This is a genomic window from Vibrio sp. RC2502 (assembly GCF_054850435.1).
Map to the genome: position 1 here is coordinate 647133 of NZ_CM141453.1, position 19715 is coordinate 666847.

General features: G+C 45.5%; 15 protein-coding genes. 11 read left to right on the plus strand and 4 right to left on the minus strand.

Annotated features, from left to right (window positions below; genetic code table 11):
* Positions 1-541: 541 nt before the first annotated feature.
* From ACYJZR_RS02995 to ACYJZR_RS03015, 5 genes are all read left to right on the plus strand, one after another.
* Positions 542-727 (plus strand): hypothetical protein, encoded by a 186-nt coding sequence (locus ACYJZR_RS02995; RefSeq protein WP_017635711.1) that lies wholly within the window; start codon positions 542-544, stop codon positions 725-727.
* A 213-nt stretch (positions 728-940) separates the two neighbouring features.
* Positions 941-2461 carry a Na+/H+ antiporter NhaC family protein gene (locus tag ACYJZR_RS03000; RefSeq protein WP_140270826.1) on the plus strand — a complete coding sequence of 507 codons (1521 nt, stop codon included), beginning with the start codon at positions 941-943 and terminating at the stop codon, positions 2459-2461.
* A gap of 214 nt (positions 2462-2675) precedes the next feature.
* The gene (locus ACYJZR_RS03005; protein ID WP_005483748.1) at positions 2676-4379 is read left to right on the plus strand and encodes a chitinase; all 1704 of its coding nucleotides are present in this window, start codon (positions 2676-2678) and stop codon (positions 4377-4379) included.
* 171 nt (positions 4380-4550) lie between these two features.
* Positions 4551-5141 (plus strand): acetate uptake transporter, encoded by a 591-nt coding sequence (locus ACYJZR_RS03010; protein ID WP_005460258.1) that lies wholly within the window; start codon positions 4551-4553, stop codon positions 5139-5141.
* Between the two features lie 185 nt (positions 5142-5326).
* Positions 5327-6307: an HAD family hydrolase gene (locus tag ACYJZR_RS03015; protein WP_079877535.1), complete on the plus strand. Its 981-nt coding sequence runs from the start codon at positions 5327-5329 to the stop codon at positions 6305-6307.
* Positions 6308-6411: 104 nt separating this feature from the next.
* On the opposite strand, the gene ACYJZR_RS03020 is transcribed toward ACYJZR_RS03015, so the two are convergent.
* Together ACYJZR_RS03020 and ACYJZR_RS03025 are read right to left on the minus strand one after the other, a co-directional pair.
* Positions 6412-7959, minus strand: coding sequence for an alanine/glycine:cation symporter family protein (locus ACYJZR_RS03020; protein ID WP_005464242.1), 1548 nt, complete (start codon positions 7957-7959; stop codon positions 6412-6414).
* A gap of 304 nt (positions 7960-8263) precedes the next feature.
* Positions 8264-9520: a D-amino acid dehydrogenase gene (locus tag ACYJZR_RS03025; RefSeq protein ID WP_025501377.1), complete on the minus strand. Its 1257-nt coding sequence runs from the start codon at positions 9518-9520 to the stop codon at positions 8264-8266.
* 107 nt (positions 9521-9627) lie between these two features.
* Between ACYJZR_RS03025 and ACYJZR_RS03030 the strand changes: the two genes are divergently transcribed.
* The 3 genes from ACYJZR_RS03030 (at position 9628) to ACYJZR_RS03040 (ending at position 12424) form a co-directional block, all read left to right on the plus strand.
* Entirely contained in the window at positions 9628-10548 is a 921-nt protein-coding gene (locus tag ACYJZR_RS03030; RefSeq protein WP_406966299.1) for a LysR family transcriptional regulator, read from the plus strand.
* Between the two features lie 152 nt (positions 10549-10700).
* A complete protein-coding gene (locus tag ACYJZR_RS03035) occupies positions 10701-11267 on the plus strand; it encodes a DUF6795 domain-containing protein (protein ID WP_017448840.1) in 567 nt (188 codons plus the stop codon).
* Between the two features lie 20 nt (positions 11268-11287).
* The gene (locus tag ACYJZR_RS03040) at positions 11288-12424 is read left to right on the plus strand and encodes a lipase family protein (RefSeq protein WP_005464246.1); all 1137 of its coding nucleotides are present in this window, start codon (positions 11288-11290) and stop codon (positions 12422-12424) included.
* 154 nt (positions 12425-12578) lie between these two features.
* Here the strand turns inward: ACYJZR_RS03040 and ACYJZR_RS03045 are convergent, their stop codons facing one another.
* Positions 12579-14324 carry an amidohydrolase gene (locus tag ACYJZR_RS03045; protein WP_020904175.1) on the minus strand — a complete coding sequence of 582 codons (1746 nt, stop codon included), beginning with the start codon at positions 14322-14324 and terminating at the stop codon, positions 12579-12581.
* Between the two features lie 289 nt (positions 14325-14613).
* Here ACYJZR_RS03045 and ACYJZR_RS03050 point away from each other — a divergent pair, with 289 nt between their 5' ends.
* From ACYJZR_RS03050 to ACYJZR_RS03060, 3 genes are all read left to right on the plus strand, one after another.
* On the plus strand, positions 14614-15882 hold the full coding sequence (locus ACYJZR_RS03050; protein ID WP_062866615.1) for an O-acetylhomoserine aminocarboxypropyltransferase/cysteine synthase family protein: 1269 nt from the start codon (positions 14614-14616) through the stop codon (positions 15880-15882).
* Between the two features lie 207 nt (positions 15883-16089).
* Positions 16090-17421: an aspartate aminotransferase family protein gene (locus ACYJZR_RS03055; protein WP_406966300.1), complete on the plus strand. Its 1332-nt coding sequence runs from the start codon at positions 16090-16092 to the stop codon at positions 17419-17421.
* Positions 17412-18251, plus strand: coding sequence for a beta-keto acid cleavage family enzyme (locus tag ACYJZR_RS03060; protein ID WP_343365753.1), 840 nt, complete (start codon positions 17412-17414; stop codon positions 18249-18251). Before ACYJZR_RS03055 ends, ACYJZR_RS03060 begins: the two co-directional genes overlap by 10 nt.
* 75 nt (positions 18252-18326) lie before the next feature.
* Here ACYJZR_RS03060 and ACYJZR_RS03065 read toward each other — a convergent pair whose 3' ends face one another.
* Positions 18327-19694, minus strand: coding sequence for a Na+/H+ antiporter NhaC family protein (locus tag ACYJZR_RS03065; RefSeq protein WP_192868715.1), 1368 nt, complete (start codon positions 19692-19694; stop codon positions 18327-18329).
* Between the last annotated feature and the right edge of the window lie 21 nt (positions 19695-19715).

The window sequence follows — 19715 nt, forward strand, 5'->3', positions numbered from 1 at the left end:
CTATTTGAAACTAAAAAAATTCCTACCTCTTAAAGCATATCGATTACTTGATTCTGATATCGAAAAGTATGTCGAATGCATGAAAAGTAATGCTTGTCCATTTTCTGTTGATGAAATAGTGAAGAAGTACCACCTAACTAGTGTGCTGCGATCGGCGCTGGTAGAACTCAGGAAAAAATAGGTGATCGGTTTTAAAACAAGAGTCAGTACCACTTACACTGACTCGATATTGAGGTAGCGTTACTTGGTCGAGGATTTGCTTGGCTTTAAGCCGGGAGTGTTTCCTGGAGTTTTTTTGTTGTCACGTCGACGTTGATCTGGCTTGCCGGTCGACTTGGCTATTGGTTTTGGCCCTGGTTTCAAACCCATGATTTGATCCTTTTATTTAACGAGGTTATTCCTCGTTGTATAATCTTTGGGCAGTGTTGATGGCTTTCAAGATGTGTATGAAAAACAATCTAAAAATATCCCCAATATTTCTTGCTAGTAACTCATGTTTTGATGCGTTTTAAAATGTACTGCGACAAGTTGGAGGCACAAGATGGATAGAATTACCTCGGGCCCACGACGGCTTAGTGTTGAAGAGATACAAGAGCTTCGTCGCGATATGAAAGAATCCTCAGCTTGGGGCAAGGCTGAACTAAAACGCCGACGAGACGCAAAAAATCAAAAAAAATCTGCGCATGGTATAGATGATGGTATCGAGAAAGGTGGCATTTCTAACTAGCTGTTATTTAGATGTATTTTGTGCTCGTTGATATTCGAGTGGGAATAATTTTCCTCTAGATTGTTGAGTTAACAAGAACCAGCCTTCGGGCTGGTTTTTTTGTACTTCCAATTTGTGAAGAGGTGGCTCAAATTTTTCGTGAGAAATATATACATGCGCCAAAATTAGATATATATTCATTTTTATTGTTTAAATATTAAAAATGGTATTGCTATGGAACAGGCTGACGTTACCTCCCTCATTCCCATCCTTATTACCCTTTTCCTCGCGCTGACTACGAGAAATGTCGTCGTTGGTTTGTTCGCCGGTGTGGTCAGTGGCGTCGCTATGCTTGAAGGCACCTTTGTTGAAAAAGGACCACTAGACTCGTTTAGTGCGTTGATGAAAAGCTATCTACTGCCGCAACTTACGGATAGCTACAACGCTGGTGTGATTTTGTTATTAGTGTTTATTGGTGGTTTCGTCGCTTTAATGGAAAAGTCCGGCGGCGGTGTCGCCTTTGCTAAAAAGGTTACCCAATGGGTGGCGAGTAAATGCCAAGCTCAACTATCAGCATGGTTCGGTGGTGTCGTTATTTTCTTCTCAGACCTTGGTACACCACTGATTGTTGGCCCTGTTTTTCGCCCTTTATTTGATAAGTTAAAAGTATCACGCCAAAAATTAGCTTTCATTATCGATTCTACTTCCTCTCCCGTCGCAATCTTGATTCCTTTTATCGGGTGGGGCGTTTACATCATGGGATTGATTCAAAAAGAGTTTATTGCCCTGAATGTCAGTATGAGTGACTGGGATGCTTTCATTGGTGCGATCCCGTATCAGTTTTATGCCTTTCTTGCGATCGCGATTGTGCCGATTGTCTCTTTCTTCAAGTTAGATTTCGGACCGATGGCGAAGGCTGAGCAGTTAGCAGAACAGGGTTCTGATTTTGGAAAAGTTCAGGAATCGATGGATGTGTTTGTGCATAAAAATGCAAAATCTAGTTTTGTCTGGGCGCCTTTGCTCGTTATGTTGGTGGTTCTATGTACCATCCTGGTGCCACACGGTTTTCCATTTCAAAAAGTGGCAGGCTCAACGTTTAGGGCTGCACTCTCTTCGGCGTACTTCTTCGCGGCCTTCACTCTAATTGCGCTGATGGCGTTTTATGGCGTCAGAAAGCTTTCCGATGGTATCCAAGTGTACCTCAAAGGCATGTCAAACATGATGTCTGTCGCGGTTATCTTGGTATTGGCTTGGGCGCTTAGCTCTGTTGGGAAAGAATTAGGTGCAGCTGCATATATTGCTGAACAAGCTCAAGCCGGTTTCCCGTATTGGCTATTGCCAGCCGTTGCTTTTTTGCTTGCCGGTATTATCTCGTTTGCTACGGGATCATCTTGGGGCACGTTCGCCATCATGATGCCATTAGTGATCCCAACGGCCGTTGCGATTGATGCTCCTTTGCTAGTTTGCATTGGTGCCGTGTTATCTGGCGGTTTATTTGGTGATCACTGTTCTCCAATCTCTGAAACCACGATTCTGTCGTCAACAGGAGCAGGGTGTGAACAGTATGAGCACTTCCGTACACAGTTGCCTTACGCGGTGTTGAATGGCGTGATTGCACTTGGGTGCTTTCTTTTGGCAGGCGTTGCTGCCTCACCTGTGATTGTACTTGCGGCGATTGTCGCTCAGTTCGCTATTTACTATGTGCTATCAAAACAGAAGCCAACCGAGCAACTTGAGTCTGTTTCAGCAGAGTAATAGAGATAGAAATATCATCAAACGGAGGCGTAGTCAGCCTCCGCTTTTCTTTTGAGTCAAGGTAACATTTTTCTTGTGACAAAATGTGTGCAAGGACTTATTTATTCATTTTGTCTCGCAGAATGAACTCACTTCGCTCGGCGTTTTTTATATATGATCCACTATATGTCTAGTTATTCCTTGTATATTGTATTGTTAAACCCGGAGACTAGACATGTTTGCACTCAAACATCTTCCTATTGCATTGAGTTGTGTCCTAGCGGCACAAGCGAATGCAAGTATGAATATCCAGCCTGATCCGCAAAATCCGAATGGTTATGTCATTGCTCGTGGTGACGTTCAAGCTATGGAGCAAAGCAAAACCTCTGACCCTATGTATGCCATTTGGTCACAAGCACTAGAGACGCGTCCTAACTCAGTCGTCGAAGCGATTGTTCCTGGAGCGGCAACCAACCCAGAAAACGTGAAGCGTGTAGAGCGTGTGTTCCCTGAAAGCGAGTGGGACTTCCTGACTCAAATGGCCGCACCTGAATACACTTACACGCGTTTCCTACGTGCGATTGGTAAATTCCCAGCATTTTGTGGTGAGTACACTGATGGCCGTGATTCGGATGCGATTTGTAAAAAATCGATCGTGACAGCCTTTGCTCACTTTGCGCAGGAAACCGGTGGTCATATTTCGATTGATAACGTATCGGATAACCCTCTAGGATTGGAAGAGTGGCAGCAAGCTTTGGTTCACGTACGTGAAATGGGCTGGTCAGAAGGTCAAGAAGGTTACACGACAGGTTGTGGTCAGAATGACTGGCAAAACAAACGTTGGCCATGTGAACCGGGACAAGGTTACTTTGGACGTGGTGCTAAACAGCTTTCTTACCACTTTAACTATGGCGCGTTCTCTGAAGTGATGTTTGATGGTGATGCATCTGTATTGCTGAAAAATCCAGGTTTGGTTGCGGATTCGTGGCTGAACTTGGCATCGGCTATCTGGTTCTTCCTAACCCCACAAGCACCTAAACCAGCAATGCTACATGTAATTGACCGTACTTGGGTTCCTTCACAACGTGAACTTGATGCAGGCATTGGTTACGGTTTCGGCACCACTATCAACGTGATCAATGGTGGTATTGAGTGTGGTGAGCAAAACAAGGATAAAGGTCAGCCTGTTAACCGTATCCGTTACTGGGAAGGTTTGGCGGCACACTACCAAATTCCAATTGAAGCTGACGAGAAGAACACTTGTTGGCAGCAAACGCCTTACGGCAGCCTAAACCTAAATGGTGCAACTGACGTGCTTTACACTAACTGGGATGGTAACTGGAAATACTACTCAGATCGCCCTGGAGGCCATTCGTTTGAATGTGAGTTGGTTGGTTTCCAAACGGCTTACTCTGCGCTAGTTGCGGGCGATTACGAGAAGTGTGTAACTAACTTCTACCAATCTCATGCGGGTTGGCCTGAAGTTCGTGTGGTTGACAAGTTAGACCCTGTAGATCCGGTCGATCCACCTGTAGGTGGCGTGGCAGCTTGGGATTCAGGCAAAGTCTACAACACTGGTGATCAAGTTTCTTACCAAGGTGCTGTTTACGAAGCGAAATGGTGGTCACAAGGTAATGAGCCAACGAAAGGAGACCCTTGGAAGTTGGTTTCAGGCACACCTACGGAGCCGCCAACAACGGAACCTGAACCACCTGTGACTGAACCTGAACCGCCAGTCACAGAACCAGAGCCTCCGGTCACTGAGCCAGTGCCACCAGTAACAGGTAACTTCATTCAGTGGGAGCCAGGCGTAACTCAAGTGGCTAACGGTGATAAAGTGACGTACCAAAACAAATGCTTTGTCGCAAAAAACGGCCCTGGAGTGTGGGAAAGCCCAACGCAGAGCAACTGGTTCTGGGATGAGATTTCCTGCCAATAAATAATTTAACTCTTTATAAAGGCTCTGCTTTTTAGCAGGGTCTTTTTTTATTTGTGCTGTTGCTTATTTGTGGAATCTAAGTTTTCAATAACGGCTTTTCTCTTTTGATTGGGTGTCCATTAAAATTCGCGCGCATTTTTTATCAACATTTTTGAAAAAAGGTATTTGTACATGTCGACAAAACTGGCTAACCCAGCACCGCTAGGTCTGATGGGTTTCGGTATGACCACTATTCTGCTGAACATTCATAACGCAGGATTTTTCCCACTTGACTCTATGATTCTAGCGATGGGCATCTTTTACGGTGGCCTTAGCCAAGTAATCGTTGGCATCATGTGCTTTAAACGCGGCGACACGTTCGGGACAACTGCGTTTACTTCTTACGGTCTATTTTGGCTAACATTGGTTGGTTTAATCGTAATGCCTCACATGGGTCTTCCTGCGAGCCCAGCAAGCTTTATGGGTTGGTACCTAGCACTTTGGGGTATCTTCACTGGTTTCATGTTCATTGGCTCTCTATGTTACCCAACAGCGAAGCAGGTGGTATTTGGTTCTCTAACTATCCTGTTCTTCTTGCTTGCTGCTCGTGATTTCACTGGTAGCGAAGTTATCGGTGCTATCGCTGGCTTCGAAGGTATCTTCTGTGGCGCAAGCGCAATTTACTTCGCAATGGCGCAAGTGCTAAACAACGAATTTGGTCGTGAAGTTCTACCTGTAGGTAAAGCAAAAATCGCTCGTAAAGTTGAAGCAGTCGCAGCTTAAGCGTTAAATCGAACTCATTGAAAAAGCGGGCCAATAGGTCCGCTTTTTTATTTCATTGAATTTTATGAATCTTTTGGGCTTTCAAGTAGGAATATTCCGAATAAGACATTGTTGTGACCAAGAGAGAATTTTTTCTTCGAGAATGCTCCATTATTAAACTCCCCTATATAAAGAGTTTACAACTGATGAAAAATTACCTCTTGAATGTTTTTACGCTCGCTGTCGCGGTGATTTCATTTCCTATTTTGGCGCAAAATAGTGACCCATTGCCTTCGTGGAACGACGGTCAAACCAAACAAGCAATTATCCAATTTGTCAGTGATGTTACTGACGCTAACTCTCCCAATTTTGTTGCTCCTCAAGATCGTATTGCCACTTTTGATAACGACGGAACGTTATGGTCAGAAAAGCCGATGTACTTCCAAATCTTGTTTGTGCTCGACCAAATTAAAGAGCAAGCGGCTAGCCACCCTGATTGGAAGACGACTAAACCATACTCACTGGTGTTAAGCGGGCAGATAGATAAGCTGAGCTTAGAAGATGTTCTAACCATGGTGCAAAAAACGCATTCAGGAATGAGCAGCGATGAGTTCACGTCTATTGTGCAAGCTTGGATAAGTACGGCTAAGCACCCCGTAACGGGTCGCCCATACACCGATATGGTGTATCAACCAATGTTAGAACTGTTGGACTATCTTGATAGCAACGGCTTTAAAAACTTCATTGTGTCTGGTGGTGGCAATGCCTTTATGCGAGCTTGGGCGACGGATGTCTACAACATCCCATCCGAGCGTATCATTGGTACTCGTCTATCTACAGAGTTCGTTAATGTTGATGGTAGTTACCAAGTTAAGCGCGTACCGGGCATTGAAGTGAATAACGACAAAGCGGAAAAACCGCAGCAAATTTATCAGCACATTGGTAAGCGCCCAATAGCTTCGTTTGGCAACTCAGATGGTGACCTACAAATGCTGCAATGGACGACGTCAGGTACTGCTCCTCGTTTAGCAATGTACGTTCATCACACGGATGACCAACGTGAGTGGAAATATGACCGCACCTCTAGCATTGGTAAGCTAGATAAAGGATTGGATGAAGCGAAAGCGAAAGGTTGGTTAATCGCTGATATGAAAAACGATTGGAAGCAAGTGTATCCGACCAAGTAAGATTTCCAATCTGACTGATATAAAAAGGGGTTAACCACTGGTTAACCCCTTTGTTGTGTCCGAAGAACGGACCACTGCTTTTTCTTATTTTTAAGGAAAGAAACTTAGGTCGAAGGCTGTTCTACCGTGTCTGTTGCGGTAGTTTCAGTCGTTGGTGCTTGACCCGTTTTACGTTTGTATTTCTCTTCCCAGTAATCTGCACCTTTGATACCTAGCGCAACTGGGTTGAACGTAAACTCTGTGACACCTTGCTTCTGTTGTTCTTCGTAGTCGGTCAGCGCTTTCAGAGCAGGCTTCGACATAAAGAAGATGATCAAGATACCCACGATGTTCAGCCAAGCCATCAAACCTACGCCAACATCACCCATCGCCCATGCTAGGTTTGCGGTTTTTACTGTACCGTAAAACACGGCTGAGATAAGTACCAGTTTTAAGATAAACATCAGACCGTTCACTTTAAAGGTACGGCGAATGTAGGCAATGTTTGTTTCTGCGATGTAGTAGTAAGCCAAGATCGTGGTGAATGCGAAGAAGAACAGTGCAACAGCGATGAACGGTTTACCAACTCCAGGCAGAGCACTTTCAATCGCCATTTGCGTGAATACTGGACCATTGGCCCCAATATCGGCTGGTAGGTTTTGCACAAGGAATGCACCTTCAACCGCACCGTGTACGTTGTACGCACCTGTGATAAGAATCATAAACGCAGTTGCCGAACATACTAGTAGTGTATCGATGTAGATTGAGAATGATTGAACCAGACCTTGCTGTGCAGGATGATCAACGCTTGCTGCCGCTGCTGCGTGAGGGCCGGTACCTTGGCCTGCTTCATTTGAGTAAACACCACGTTTAACACCCCAACCAATGGCAGCACCAACACCAGCCATAGGAGTGAACGCGTCTCCTAGGATCATGCCGATAATGCGTGGGATTTCACCGATGTTTAGAAGAATGATAACGAAAGCGGTGATGATGTACGCCAATGCCATGAATGGCACAACGATCTGAGTGAAGTTCGCAATACGCTTTACGCCACCAAAGATGATGAAGGCAAGAATGACACAGACAACCGTACCAGTGAAAATTTTAGCAAAACTGAAGGTACCAATAGCGGTTTCGATCATGTCACCAGAGCCAAATGCTGCTTCTACCGCGTTACCAATACTGTTGGATTGAACGCCAGGAAGTAGCACACCACACGCAAAGATGGTCGAGATAGCAAAGATCCATGCGTACCATTTTTGCCCCATTGCCTTTTCGATGTAGTAAGCAGGGCCGCCACGGAATTCACCTTCATCTTCTTCTTTGTAGATTTGAGCGAGAGTGGATTCTGCATATGCTGTTGCAGCGCCAAAGAAGGCAACAACCCACATCCAGAATACGGCGCCAGGGCCACCAAAGCCGATAGCCGCAGCAACACCGGCAATGTTACCAGTACCTACACGGCCAGATAGCGAAACGGCAAGCGCCTGAAATGATGAGATCCCCTTGGTTGAACTTTTGCCCGAAAGTAGCAAGCGCCACATCTCAAAGAAATGACGAATCTGCACAAAGCGTGTCATGATCGAATAGAACAAACCCGCCCCAAGACACAGGTAGATCAGTACTGGGCTCCAGATAATTCCATTCAGAAAATCAACTAATGACTGCATGAGTATTTTCCCTGTTAGTTGTGTTTGTGGTTATTTTTCAAACAACACATTACCCTTTTTGTAATGCAATTGTTAACTTTTTTGTCTATAAATCGTTTATAGCGTGATGGTGGGCACAGAATGGCTTGGTGTTGTTAAAATTTGGTTCTAGTTGATTATTGTGCGCAATTAGATGGGGAATTTATTGGTTTGATTAAATATGCAGCACGTTGTCATTTTAATGTGCTGCATATTCGATGAGTTAAAAATGCTAACCACTATGCAGTATGTGGAATAAAGGTCTGTTTGATTTTTGTGCGATTATTTACGCGTAACGAAGTAAGTTGAGCTCTGAGTTCTCCATGATTTTGGCTTTTTCACCTGTCATGATATTGGCCAATAAGTGCCCAGAACCACATGCCATTGTCCACCCTAACGTCCCATGCCCGGTATTAGTAAAGAGGTTGTCGTATGGCGTTGCACCTATGATTGGTGTGCCATCTGGCGTCATTGGGCGAAATCCGGTCCAGAATTCTGCTTGGCTGAAATCACCGCCGCGAGGGAACAAATCGCGAACCACCATCTCAATCGTGTTTTTGCGCTTTTGTGGCAAGGATGGGTCGAAACCGGCAAGTTCAGCGGTGCCAGCCACTCGTATGCGGTCATCAAATCGAGTCATAGCGACTTTGTAAGTCTCATCCATGACAGTAGAGCGCGGTGCGTATTCTTCATTTTCTATCGGTAGCGTCAGTGAATATCCTTTAACCGGATACACTGGAATATCAATATCGAGCTGCTTTAAAAGCGCTGTGGAAAAGCTACCAGAAGCAACGACAAATTGGTCGGCCTTAAACAAACCGTGGTTCGTTTGGACACCTATGATCTTTTTGCCTACAGTAACCCAATTACTCACTTCGGTATTGAATTTAAACGTGACACCATGCGCTTTCGCAAGTTCTGTCAGCTGTTGGCAAAACTGAAAGCAGTCACCTGTTTCATCATCAGGCAAATACAACCCGCCTACGATTTTATCTTTGACCAGCGCTAAACCGGGTTCTTGTCGAAGGCACTGTTCAACGTCCATCAACTCAAATCGAGTACCACTTTGCTCAAGCAGCTTGAGGTCTTTTTCGATTGCGGTTAACTGTTGAGTTGTGCGGAACACTTGCAAGGTACCAAACTGGCGTCCTTGGTATTCAATCGCGTGCTCATTACGTAATTGTTCCAAGCAAGTTCGGCTGTGGTTGGCGATAGACAGCATGCGAGCTTTGTTGATTTGATAGCGAGGCAAGGTGCAGTTCGCAACCATCTTGCTTGCCCAACTGATCATGTCTGTGCTTAGCGACGGCTTTATTTTTAGTGGAGCGTGTTCTTCCATCAGCCATTTGATCGCCTTGAGCGGGATACCCGGAGCTGCCCATGGGGATGAGTAGCCATAAGAAATTTGTCCTGCATTGGCAAAGCTTGTTTCCATCGCGCTGCTTGGTTGGCGATCGATGACCGTGACTTGATAGCCTGCTTGAGATAAATACCAAGCAGAGGTTAAACCGATAACACCGCTGCCTAATACGATGACTTCCATTGAGGTACTCCACACATTTATCAGTAGCGGTTAGTTTCTTTTCTTTACCTTTTATTAACAATCGATATAAATTACATACAGCGTTTAGAAAAACTATAGGCTTAGTGATGAGAAGTAACGTGATAAGTGGTTTATGGTTGTTTAACCAAGTGGCGGCACATGCCAGTTTTACGGGCGCTGCTAAGCATCTACACCTTACGACAGGGGCTGTAAGCCAACAAATAATCCACTTAGAAGAGTTGTTAGGTTTTACTCTTTTTGAACGCCACTCTCGAGGGATCCGCCTCACCGAAAAGGGAATACAACTGCAACAAGCCACGCAGTTGCATTTCTCTGAGTTAGGCAAGTTGCTTGATGATCTGAGAGTAGAAAAGCATATCAATGAGGTTCGCTTGAAGCTCACTCCCTCATTCGCCTTTAAGTGGCTAGTGCCTAAACTCGAAAGCTTTCAACTAGAGAACCCAGAAATACAAGTGCAGATCTTTGCGGAAGGAGCGCTAGTCAACAGCGATTTGAAAGACTATGACGTCGCCATTGACTACGGCCTTCACCCTTATCGAGACCATGATGCCGAGTTGATTCTCGATGAAAAATTGCTGCCAGTGATGAGCCTTAAATACCTTGAGGATCATCGATGGCTAAAAACTCCTTTTGGTGATCAAACATCGTCGATGTCTGCTAATCAATGGCAAGCGGCTACGTTGTTGCACGACGCGATGCCGTGGGAAAAAGCGACACGTGACTATGAGTGGTTGTATTGGGCTTCGGCAATGGGATTCGATTTTAAAACCGATGTCGGTCACTTTTTCAATCGAACAGACATGGCGATGTCTGCGGCGGAAGCTGGAGTCGGGATCGCGATGGCACGCATGGCGTTGATTGAGGATGAATTGACGACGAAACGTTTGGTTTCTCCATTCGCCCCCATTCCTGCCAATGCTGGGTATTACTTGATCATGAATACAAGAAGCCAGTCAACTGAGCGATTTAGAGAGTGGCTTTTGAAGCAGATTGAGTCACGACGATGATTTAAGTGTTTAAGAAATAATAAAAATAAATGTCTTAATTACATATTATCTTGAGCCACTTCCCACAAATTATCTTCACTTTATTAACTTCTCTCTCTTACTCATCTTTTTCCATATCATCCTAGAAAATAACTAATGGATAGAGAAAGGCTATGGCTAAAAAAAACTCGCTTATATTGGTCCTAGCTCTATTTTCGGTAGGAGCAAGTGCAATGTTTTGGCCGTTTAAAAAATACGATGTGGAAATGTCACCAGAAGTACGTGGTGTTATTAAGCTTGATGGTAAACCACAAGTTGGGCTAACGGTTCATCGAGAACTTTTTTATGAAGGATATAAAAAAGGAAAAACGCTAAAAGATGAAGCCCAAACCAATGAACTAGGTGAGTTTTTCTTTCCTGGCGTTACTGTTCGGTCGCGAGCTCCCGGAGACATATTTGGTGGGAGTTTGAAGGTGTATCAATATGTCTGCGTTGATTGCGAGTCTGAAAAGAAAGAAGTCTGGGGGGCGTGGGTGCCAACAGAAGGCGCAGACTCATTGAGATGGATGCTGATGAATATTGACTGTGAGTTATCGAACAACAAGCAAATCCACGAAGTTGATATTTCACCAGAAAGCACAAGGCGAACTCCTGTTCATTCTGTATGTGATTGGAATAGCGAGAGAATAAATACATACGAATATGACGAAACTACTGATACCCACGTATTGAAAAAATAAAGAGTAAGGAAAAACAACTAATGAGCACTATTTCTCCATTTATGGCGAGTGAACTATGTAATATTGCATACGAAGTGAAGCACAATCTTGAACGTGTGAAACTGCCAGCTGTTGTTGATAATCACTTTGGTTTTTCGAAAGTAGCGGTAGGTACAAGTGGTGGTTTTTTCTTTCGTCCTGAAACAGGGTTTGCTCTGCTAGGAAAGGGAAAAAGTGAGCGTTATAAAAATGACCTTGTCTTAGCTTTTAGAGGTACAGCAGGATTAGCTGATGGGATTACAGACTTAACGTGTAGCGGGAAAGGAACAGATACCGGAGAGACCGTTCATTCGGGATTCCAAACTACGTTCTATTCTATGAGAAAAGGTTTAACTCGTTTTCTTCGTGATAATCCGGTAACCGCTAACGGTACTATACATTGTGTTGGACACAGTTTAGGTGGTGCATTAGCGACTCTGGTTGCTAATTGGATTTCTGCTTCTCCAGAGTTTAAAGGCAGAGTTAACTTATATACTTTTGGCTCACCAAGAGTCGGAATGAAATCTTTTTCGATCAACTCATCATCTCGAATATCGACTCACTTCCGTTGTGTCAATGGTGCGGACCCCGTAACAAAAGCGCCAGTATGGCCTTTTTATCATGTGCCTTATGATGGTTCGGAGTACATATTGAATCGTGCTCAAGGTCTTTTTCCTAGCGCACATTTTATGGCGGAGTACAGTTCTTATACACAGACTGCAACCTGGGATAGCCTTGGCTTTCAAAAGGCAAGCTCCACTTTTAAACGCGTAGTTTTAAACTATGAGAATCGACTTCAAGCCACACCTTCTGCTGATTGGGCAGATAAGATCTCGGCAGCGCTCCTTACGTTGTTAGTTGATGGTGGGGCTGCGGCGTCAGTCTTTGCCCTGCAAAATGTAGGTTCTGCTATTGCTACTATATATGACGCGATTGCTCGTTCAATCGTCAAAATTTCAGAACTCTCTAGCGAATTTTCTGAACGCGTAAAAGGTTTACTTGGCCACATGTTGGTATTTGCGGGGAAAGGTGCAAATATCGCGATCAAATTTACTTATTCCTTTATTCGTTGGGTGTTTGAATTGGTGCTAAGTAAGTTGAATCAGGCTGTTAAAGCCGCCCTCAAAACGACCTTCTGATTTTGATTAATCCTCCTTTGCTTAGGTGTGGTTTATTCTTAAATACGAAAAGTTTCCTACTTGGTTAGTGAAGCTAGTGGCGAGCAAATAGATAAAGTGCTTGGTGAGTCAGATAGAAAACACCGCCTCGATAGCGGCGGTGTTTTATTTTGGATTACTGTCGTTGATAAACCGATTGACCTCTGCTGATGGTTTCTTCCACGTTTAGGTCTTTTAGCGCCTTAGGTTCAATCTTCATCGGGTTGTTATCGAGGATGATTAAATCCGCATTCTTACCTACTTCGATAGAACCTTTATACGACTCCTCAAAGTGTTGGTAAGCTGGCCAAATGGTCATGGCTTGCAGCGCGGTGTACGTGTCAACGCGCTGATCTGCCCCCAGTACTTTATCAGTTCTGGTGGTGCGATTGACGGTCGCATCCAATACTCGGAATGAACTTGGCAGCGCAACAGGTGCGTCATGGTGAGTACTGAACTTTAACCCTGCCTTTCTCACCGCTTGAGTTGGTGAAATGAAATCGGCACGAGGATGGCCGAGCACCGAGTCCACATGCCAGTCACCCCAATAAAAAGTATGCATTGGGAATAGAGAAGGGAAGATGCCTTGCGCCGCTAAGCGATCCACTTGGTCTTGGCGCATGGTTTGGCCGTGAATGAGTACAGGTCGGCGGTCTTGTTTTCCTAGCTTTTCATTTGCTTTGGTCACTGCGTTGATAAATTGCTCGATCGCAGCGTCACCATTGGCATGCGTCAGCACTTGCCATTCATTTTTAAAGGCCGTTTCTACGTAATCGTAAGCTTGTTGATCTTCAAAGGTTGGGTAGCCAGCGTAGTCTTTATCTTGTCCATGTGGCGGGTGGAAGTAAGGCTGACTTAGCCATGCCGTTTTACCTTGTGGAGAGCCATCAAAGTTCAGCTTTACGCCACCGATGCGGAAATGGTTTGTGTACTCTGGCGTGTTGTATTCCGAGTCCATAAAATCACTGCTCGATACCATATCGGCGTACGCAACCAAGTCGATCATCAGCTTGTCGTTTTTCGACGCGCGTTTCATCGCTTCATAACCTTCTGATGTTGCTCGTCCTTCTTGAGCTGTGGTATAGCCATATTTCGCGTACATACCTTGTGAGGCTTCTAACATGCGATCTTGAAGTTCTGAATCAATCAACTTATTGAGGTTGAACAGCATTGCAAAGTGCGCGTTTTCTTCTAGGACACCATTTGGCTCTTGGCTGTTTTCCATTCGGCGGATAATGCCACCTTTTGGATCTTCCGATTCTGATGTGATGCCTGCTAGCTCTAACGCTTTACTGTTTGCGACACTCAAATGCCCCGAAGTGTGAATGATCAATACAGGCTTATCTGTGCTGACTTTATCGAGATCCGCTTTGGTAGGGTAGTAATCCAGTTGGGCGTCGTCGTAACCAAAACCTAAAATCCACCCCGTTTTCTCAATGAATAGGCGTTGCGTATTATTGTTCTCGGCATTTTTCAGAGTTTCTATGATTTTCGCAACGGTATCGGCTTCGCCATCAGGAGATGGCAGCACGTTTGCGACCATGGCTTGCAGACCAACACCATACACATGACTGTGCGGATCAACAAAGCCAGGCAACATAGTTTTGCCTTTTAAGTCGACCAACTGTGTTTTACCGAACTTGTGTTCCATCGCTCCATCTTTGCTGCCGACATAAATGATTTTCTCGCCTAATGTCGCGACGGCTTCGGCGTACTCTGGCTTATCGCCAGCCATGGTTAGGATGTCGCCACCATAATAAATTTTGTCTGCGGCGGTTACTTTGAGTGGCTCGGCGACGGCTTCTACTTCTTTCGCTTCTTCAGAAAAACACCCCGTTAAAGCAAGCCCAGATAGGGCAATGGGGATCCAGTTTTTGTTCATCGGTCATCTCCATACAGAGTAAGTTTTTTGCCTATTGCTCCCATCTCAATGAGTTTGAGAACTCAATAGGTCACATTCACTTTAGTTCATATTGAAGGAGGATTATCAACAAGATTAAAGACTTTCAATCAAGCGCAAGTTATACCTATCGATGAATATCAAAAATGTTACCTTTTCCCATTTCATAAACGTTTCTGGGCTTGGGCAATGTGACCCATAACGAGGTTCTGTGGTTAAAAAGTCGGCATGATAAGTCCACGATTTATCTCGATGACGCTCAAGGAAGAACATGAAAGACGAAACGCTATCCATCCATTTTGGTTACGAAACTGACCCTACCACTAAATCTGTCGCGACGCCGATTTATCAAACGGTCGCGTACGAGTTTGATAACGCGCAGCACGGCGCTGATCTGTTTAACTTGGAAGTGCCGGGTAATATCTACACTCGCATCATGAATCCGACTAACGATGTTCTGGAAAAACGCATGGCGGCGTTAGAAGGCGGCATTGCTGGATTGGTCGTGAGTGCGGGGAGTGCAGCGATTAACTATGCGATTCTGACCTTAGCGCAAGCGGGCGATAACATCGTTTCTACGCCGCAACTTTATGGCGGTACTTACACCTTGTTTGCGCACATGCTGCCAAATCAAGGTATTCAAGTGAAGTTTGCCAAAGATGACAAGCCAGAAAGTTTGGTCGAGTTAATTGATGAAAATACCAAAGCGGTATACTGCGAGAGCATTGGTAACCCTGCGGGTAATATCGTTGATTTAGAACGTGTGGCGGAGCTTGCTCACGCACAAGGTGTGCCTGTGATTGTGGATAACACTGTCGCGACGCCAGTGCTGTGCAAACCCATCGAGTTCGGTGCGGATATCGTAGTTCACTCGCTCACTAAATACGTTGGTGGGCATGGCACCACATTGGGTGGCGTGATTGTAGATTCCGGTAAATTCCCTTGGGCGCAGCACAAAGGCCGTTTTCCCGTTTTCAACCAACCAGAACCTTCTTACCACGGAGTCGTGTATACCGAAGCGTTTGGTGAGGCAGCATTTATCGGGCGCGCGCGTACCGTACCATTGCGTAATACCGGTTCGGCATTATCACCGATGAATGCATTTATGCTTATGCAAGGGCTAGAAACGTTACCGCTGCGTATGGAACGCCATACTGAGAATGCTCTCAAAGTGGCTGAATTCTTGGAACAGCATGACAAAGTCAGTTGGGTGAGTTACGCCGGCTTGCCAAGTTCAGCACACTTCAACCTCGCCGAAAAATACATGAAAGGTAAGCCTTCTGCGATTTTGTCGTTTGGTTTAAAAGACGGTTATGAAGCCGGAGTGCGCTTTTATGACGCTCTGAAAATCTTTAAGCGTTTGGTGAACATTGGCGATGCAAAATCATTGGCTTGTCATCCAGCATCGACGACTCATCGTCAGTTGAGCGAAGCAGAACAAAAACAAGCTGGTGTGTCACCAGAGATGATTCGTTTATCTGTGGGTATTGAGCATATTGACGATATCCTAGCCGATTTAGAACAGGCACTAAACGCGTAAAACGATTCTTTTTTAGCTTTTGGTTACCCATAGGCCAGCCTTTAAAAAAGCTGGCCTTTATTTGTTTTATTGTTTAAATATCAAAGGCTTTATTGTTTTTGGGTTGTGGTATTCCAAAAGCTCATGGTGGGTGAAATTTATTCCCTTGTCGCGTTTGGGTTTGTTCCTGATGATATGTGCAAATCTTATACATTGGAAGGGACTCAAATGTCTTACGTATTTCACCGTCATTGCCATGCCACGCTGCCAATCATCGATAAAGGTGAAGGTGTTTATCTATTCGATAAACAAGGAAAACAGTATCTCGATGCTTGTGGTGGCGCTGCGGTATCAAACCTTGGCCATAGTCATCAAGCCGTTAAAAAAGCCATGTTGGAACAGCTCGAGAGAGTGCCGTTTGCTCATACTGGATTTTTTACTAGTGACAGCAGTGAGCGACTAGCGGAATTGATTTGTCAGCATATGCCTGAGCAGTTCAACCATGTGTATTTAGTCAGTGGCGGATCAGAAGCGGTGGAGTCGGCACTAAAAATGGCGCGGCAGTATTTTGTGGAATCAGGTAAGCCAGAGAAAAAGCAATTCATCGCGCGTCAGCAAAGTTATCACGGCAATACGTTGGGAGCTCTGGCGGTCGGTGGTAATGAATGGCGACGTGAACCGTTCAAACCTATCTTGCATCCGAGTCATCATATTGCCCCTTGCTATGCTTATCGTTATCAGCAGAGTCATGAGTCGGAATTGGATTACTCATTGCGAGCGGCGAATGAACTAGAGGCAAAAATTCTTGAGTTGGGGGCCGATAATGTCATGGCTTTTGTCGCCGAGCCCATTGTGGGAGCCACCGCTGGAGCTGTGCCTGCAACGCAAGGTTATTTCAAGCGTATTCGCGAAATATGCGACCAATACGATGTGTTATTGATCTTGGATGAAGTCATGTGTGGCGTTGGACGCAGTGGCAGTTTTTTTGCGTTTGAGCAGGAAGAGGCAGAACCCGATCTGGTGTGTATGGCTAAAGGGCTTGGTGCGGGTTATCAACCTATTGGTGCGGTGGTGGCGAATGATCGAGTCTACCAAGCTATTGCTGATGGAAGTGGTTTTTTCCAACATGGTCATACTTTTATGGCGCACCCTGTGGCGTGCGCTGCTGCCGTGGCAACCATTCAAACCATCTTCCAAGATGACTTATTAACGGCGGTGAATCAGCAAAGTGCTTTGCTGCGTAATGAGCTTACTTCTGCATTGGCCCATTTACCGTACATTGGCGACATTCGTGGTAAAGGCTTGTTTTTTGGCATTGAGCTGGTGGCGGACAAAGAAAGCAAGGCGCCTCTGAGTAAAGCCACATTGGCAGACAAACGCATCAAACAGCGAGCAATGGAAAATGGCTTAATGTGCTATCCAATGGGTGGGACGATTGATGGCGTTAATGGGCACCATATTTTGCTCGCACCACCATTCATTATTCAGTCTCATCATATTGATGAACTAGTCGGTAAACTCTCACTGACGTTAAAAGAGGTGGCGGAGACATGGAAGTAGCAAACCAATATTTGCGAGAACCTATCGCCATTATCGTGGCCCCAAACGGTGCTAGAAAAACTAAGCACGATCACGCCAACTTACCCATGACAAAAGACGAACTGGTTGAAGAGGCTATCGCTTGTCAAACGGCAGGAGCTGCCATGATCCATTTGCATGCTAGAGACGCCAACGGACGTCATTCATTAGACATCGACGACAACATGGCAATTTACCATGCCGTGAAAGAAGCGGTGGGAGAAACCATGATGGTTCAGCTCACTACAGAGGCGGTGGGTTTATATTCTCCGCCACAACAGCGGGCGTTAGTTAAAGCTGTGAAACCAGAAGCGGCTTCTTTCGCATTGAGGGAGTTAATCCCCGATCGCGCAAGTGAGAAAGAAGGGCATGCCTTTTTCCATTGGTTGGCAGAGAACAGCATCGTGAGCCAAATTATTCTCTACGATGCAACCGACATTGAACGTTATTTCCAACTACGCGATGCGGGCATGCTACCTAAAACGCATCAGCATGCATTAGTGGTGTTAGGGCGTTATCACCAAGCTCAACAGTCTTCGCCATGGGATTTACGAGGTTTGAATTTGGCGCGTTTTGTCGAGGAAGGAATTCGATGTGCCATTTGTGCTTTTGGCGCGCGAGAGCAAGACTGTTTAGCGAGTGCGATGTTACTTGGATTCGATGTGAGAGTGGGGTTTGAGAATAACCACTTCGATGTGGCAGGCGAATTGGCAATCAGTAACGCGGCTCAGGTGGAAGCTCTACGCGATGTGGCGCGTTGCTTCGCGATTCCTTTACACAGTGCGCAAAGTTTGCGTTCAGTTTTAAAGTGAATCTGTTTGAAGCAAGGAAAATAAAGAAGAACGGAAAGCAAAAAGGCTCCATCGGAGCCTTTTCGGTATTTGTCGTTAGTTTTCGGTTTGCACTGCGGGTTGGCGAGCTGGGTGTTTGATAAACACCGCCACAATGGCTGCAATTGCCAGCGCGAAACAGTAGTAAGAGTTGGTAACCACTTCTAATGGAGAAAGGTTAAATACTGAGCCTAGCAACAATACTTGCGCGCCGTAAGGCAAAATGCCTTGTACCACGCACGAGAAAATATCCAACAAGCTTGCTGAGCGACGAGGAGAGACATTGTTCTCTTCCGCCAACTGGCGCGCCACGCTACCTGATACGATGATGGCGACCGTATTGTTTGCCGTGCAACCATTCACCATAGAAACCAAGCCCGCGATACCTAGCTCACTTGCGCGGCTGTTCGCGTGTTTTGAATGGCTAGAGCCAAACGCGTGGATCATGCTGCTCACTAAGTTGGTTAGGAAAGCAAGACCACCTTGACGGCGCATTAACTCACTCAGACCACCAATCAGCATCGATAGCAGGAAGATTTCCTGCATGTTGCCAAAACCGCTGTACACGTCTTGCGCTAGGTTCGTTAGACCGTAGTCGTCAATCGAAACCAAACTTACGCCACCCGCCAGTAAAATACCGATAGTCAGCACAACAAATACGTTAAGCCCTGAAACCGCCAAAATCAAAATGGTGACGTACGGTAGCACTTTTAACCATTCAATTGGGCCAGTCTCTGGCACTTGAGTCGCAGTGCTGTTGAAGGCAAAAATACCCATAGCAACCAGTGCTGCTGGCAGTGCAATGCGGATGTTCTCTTTGAACTTGTCCTTCATTTCACAGCCCTGAGAGCGTGTTGCCGCGATGGTGGTGTCAGAGATGATAGAAAGGTTATCACCAAACATCGCGCCGCTGAGCACAACACCAGCGGTTAATGGCAAGCTCATGCCTGCAGATTGAGCAATGCCCAAAGCCACAGGTGCAACGGCAGCGATGGTGCCCATCGAAGTGCCCATCGCTGTCGCAATGAAGGCTGAGATCATGAAAATACCAGGCAAAATCATGCTGGTCGGAATGGCAGATAGACCTAAGTTTACGGTAGCATCGACACCGCCAGAAGCCTTTGCAACGGCAGCAAACGCACCTGCAAGCAAGTAGATCATGCACATTGCGATGATGTCTTGATGACCAACACCACGCATAAAATGTTCAATAGAGCGGTTAAGTTTCTCTTTGCTGAGAAGAAACGCAATGATGATGGCTGGTAATACCGCAATTGGTGCTGGCAGCTGGTAGAAGGCAAATTCAACGCCTTGCAAAGATAAGTACGTGCCTACGCCAATAAATAGCGCAAGGAATACGATCAATGGGATCAGAGCGACCGCAGACGGTGCAACTGTTTTAGTAGTTTGTTGGGAACCGGACATGTAAACGACAAAGATAATAAT

Bases quoted from the DNA above. Each gene is read 5' to 3' on its own strand.
- ACYJZR_RS03005 (WP_005483748.1), top strand. From the start codon at position 2,676: ATGTTTGCACTCAAACATCTTCCTATTGCATTGAGTTGTGTCCTAGCG.
- ACYJZR_RS03015 (WP_079877535.1), top strand. From the start codon at position 5,327: ATGAAAAATTACCTCTTGAATGTTTTTACGCTCGCTGTCGCGGTGATT.
- ACYJZR_RS03040 (WP_005464246.1), top strand. From the start codon at position 11,288: ATGAGCACTATTTCTCCATTTATGGCGAGTGAACTATGTAATATTGCA.
- ACYJZR_RS03065 (WP_192868715.1), bottom strand. From the start codon at position 19,694: ATGTCCGGTTCCCAACAAACTACTAAAACAGTTGCACCGTCTGCGGTC.
- ACYJZR_RS03055 (WP_406966300.1), top strand. From the start codon at position 16,090: ATGTCTTACGTATTTCACCGTCATTGCCATGCCACGCTGCCAATCATC.
- ACYJZR_RS03025 (WP_025501377.1), bottom strand. From the start codon at position 9,520: ATGGAAGTCATCGTATTAGGCAGCGGTGTTATCGGTTTAACCTCTGCT.
- ACYJZR_RS03060 (WP_343365753.1), top strand. From the start codon at position 17,412: ATGGAAGTAGCAAACCAATATTTGCGAGAACCTATCGCCATTATCGTG.
- ACYJZR_RS03030 (WP_406966299.1), top strand. From the start codon at position 9,628: ATGAGAAGTAACGTGATAAGTGGTTTATGGTTGTTTAACCAAGTGGCG.
- ACYJZR_RS03045 (WP_020904175.1), bottom strand. From the start codon at position 14,324: ATGAACAAAAACTGGATCCCCATTGCCCTATCTGGGCTTGCTTTAACG.
- ACYJZR_RS03050 (WP_062866615.1), top strand. From the start codon at position 14,614: ATGAAAGACGAAACGCTATCCATCCATTTTGGTTACGAAACTGACCCT.
- ACYJZR_RS03000 (WP_140270826.1), top strand. From the start codon at position 941: ATGGAACAGGCTGACGTTACCTCCCTCATTCCCATCCTTATTACCCTT.
- ACYJZR_RS03035 (WP_017448840.1), top strand. From the start codon at position 10,701: ATGGCTAAAAAAAACTCGCTTATATTGGTCCTAGCTCTATTTTCGGTA.
- ACYJZR_RS03010 (WP_005460258.1), top strand. From the start codon at position 4,551: ATGTCGACAAAACTGGCTAACCCAGCACCGCTAGGTCTGATGGGTTTC.
- ACYJZR_RS03020 (WP_005464242.1), bottom strand. From the start codon at position 7,959: ATGCAGTCATTAGTTGATTTTCTGAATGGAATTATCTGGAGCCCAGTA.
- ACYJZR_RS02995 (WP_017635711.1), top strand. From the start codon at position 542: ATGGATAGAATTACCTCGGGCCCACGACGGCTTAGTGTTGAAGAGATA.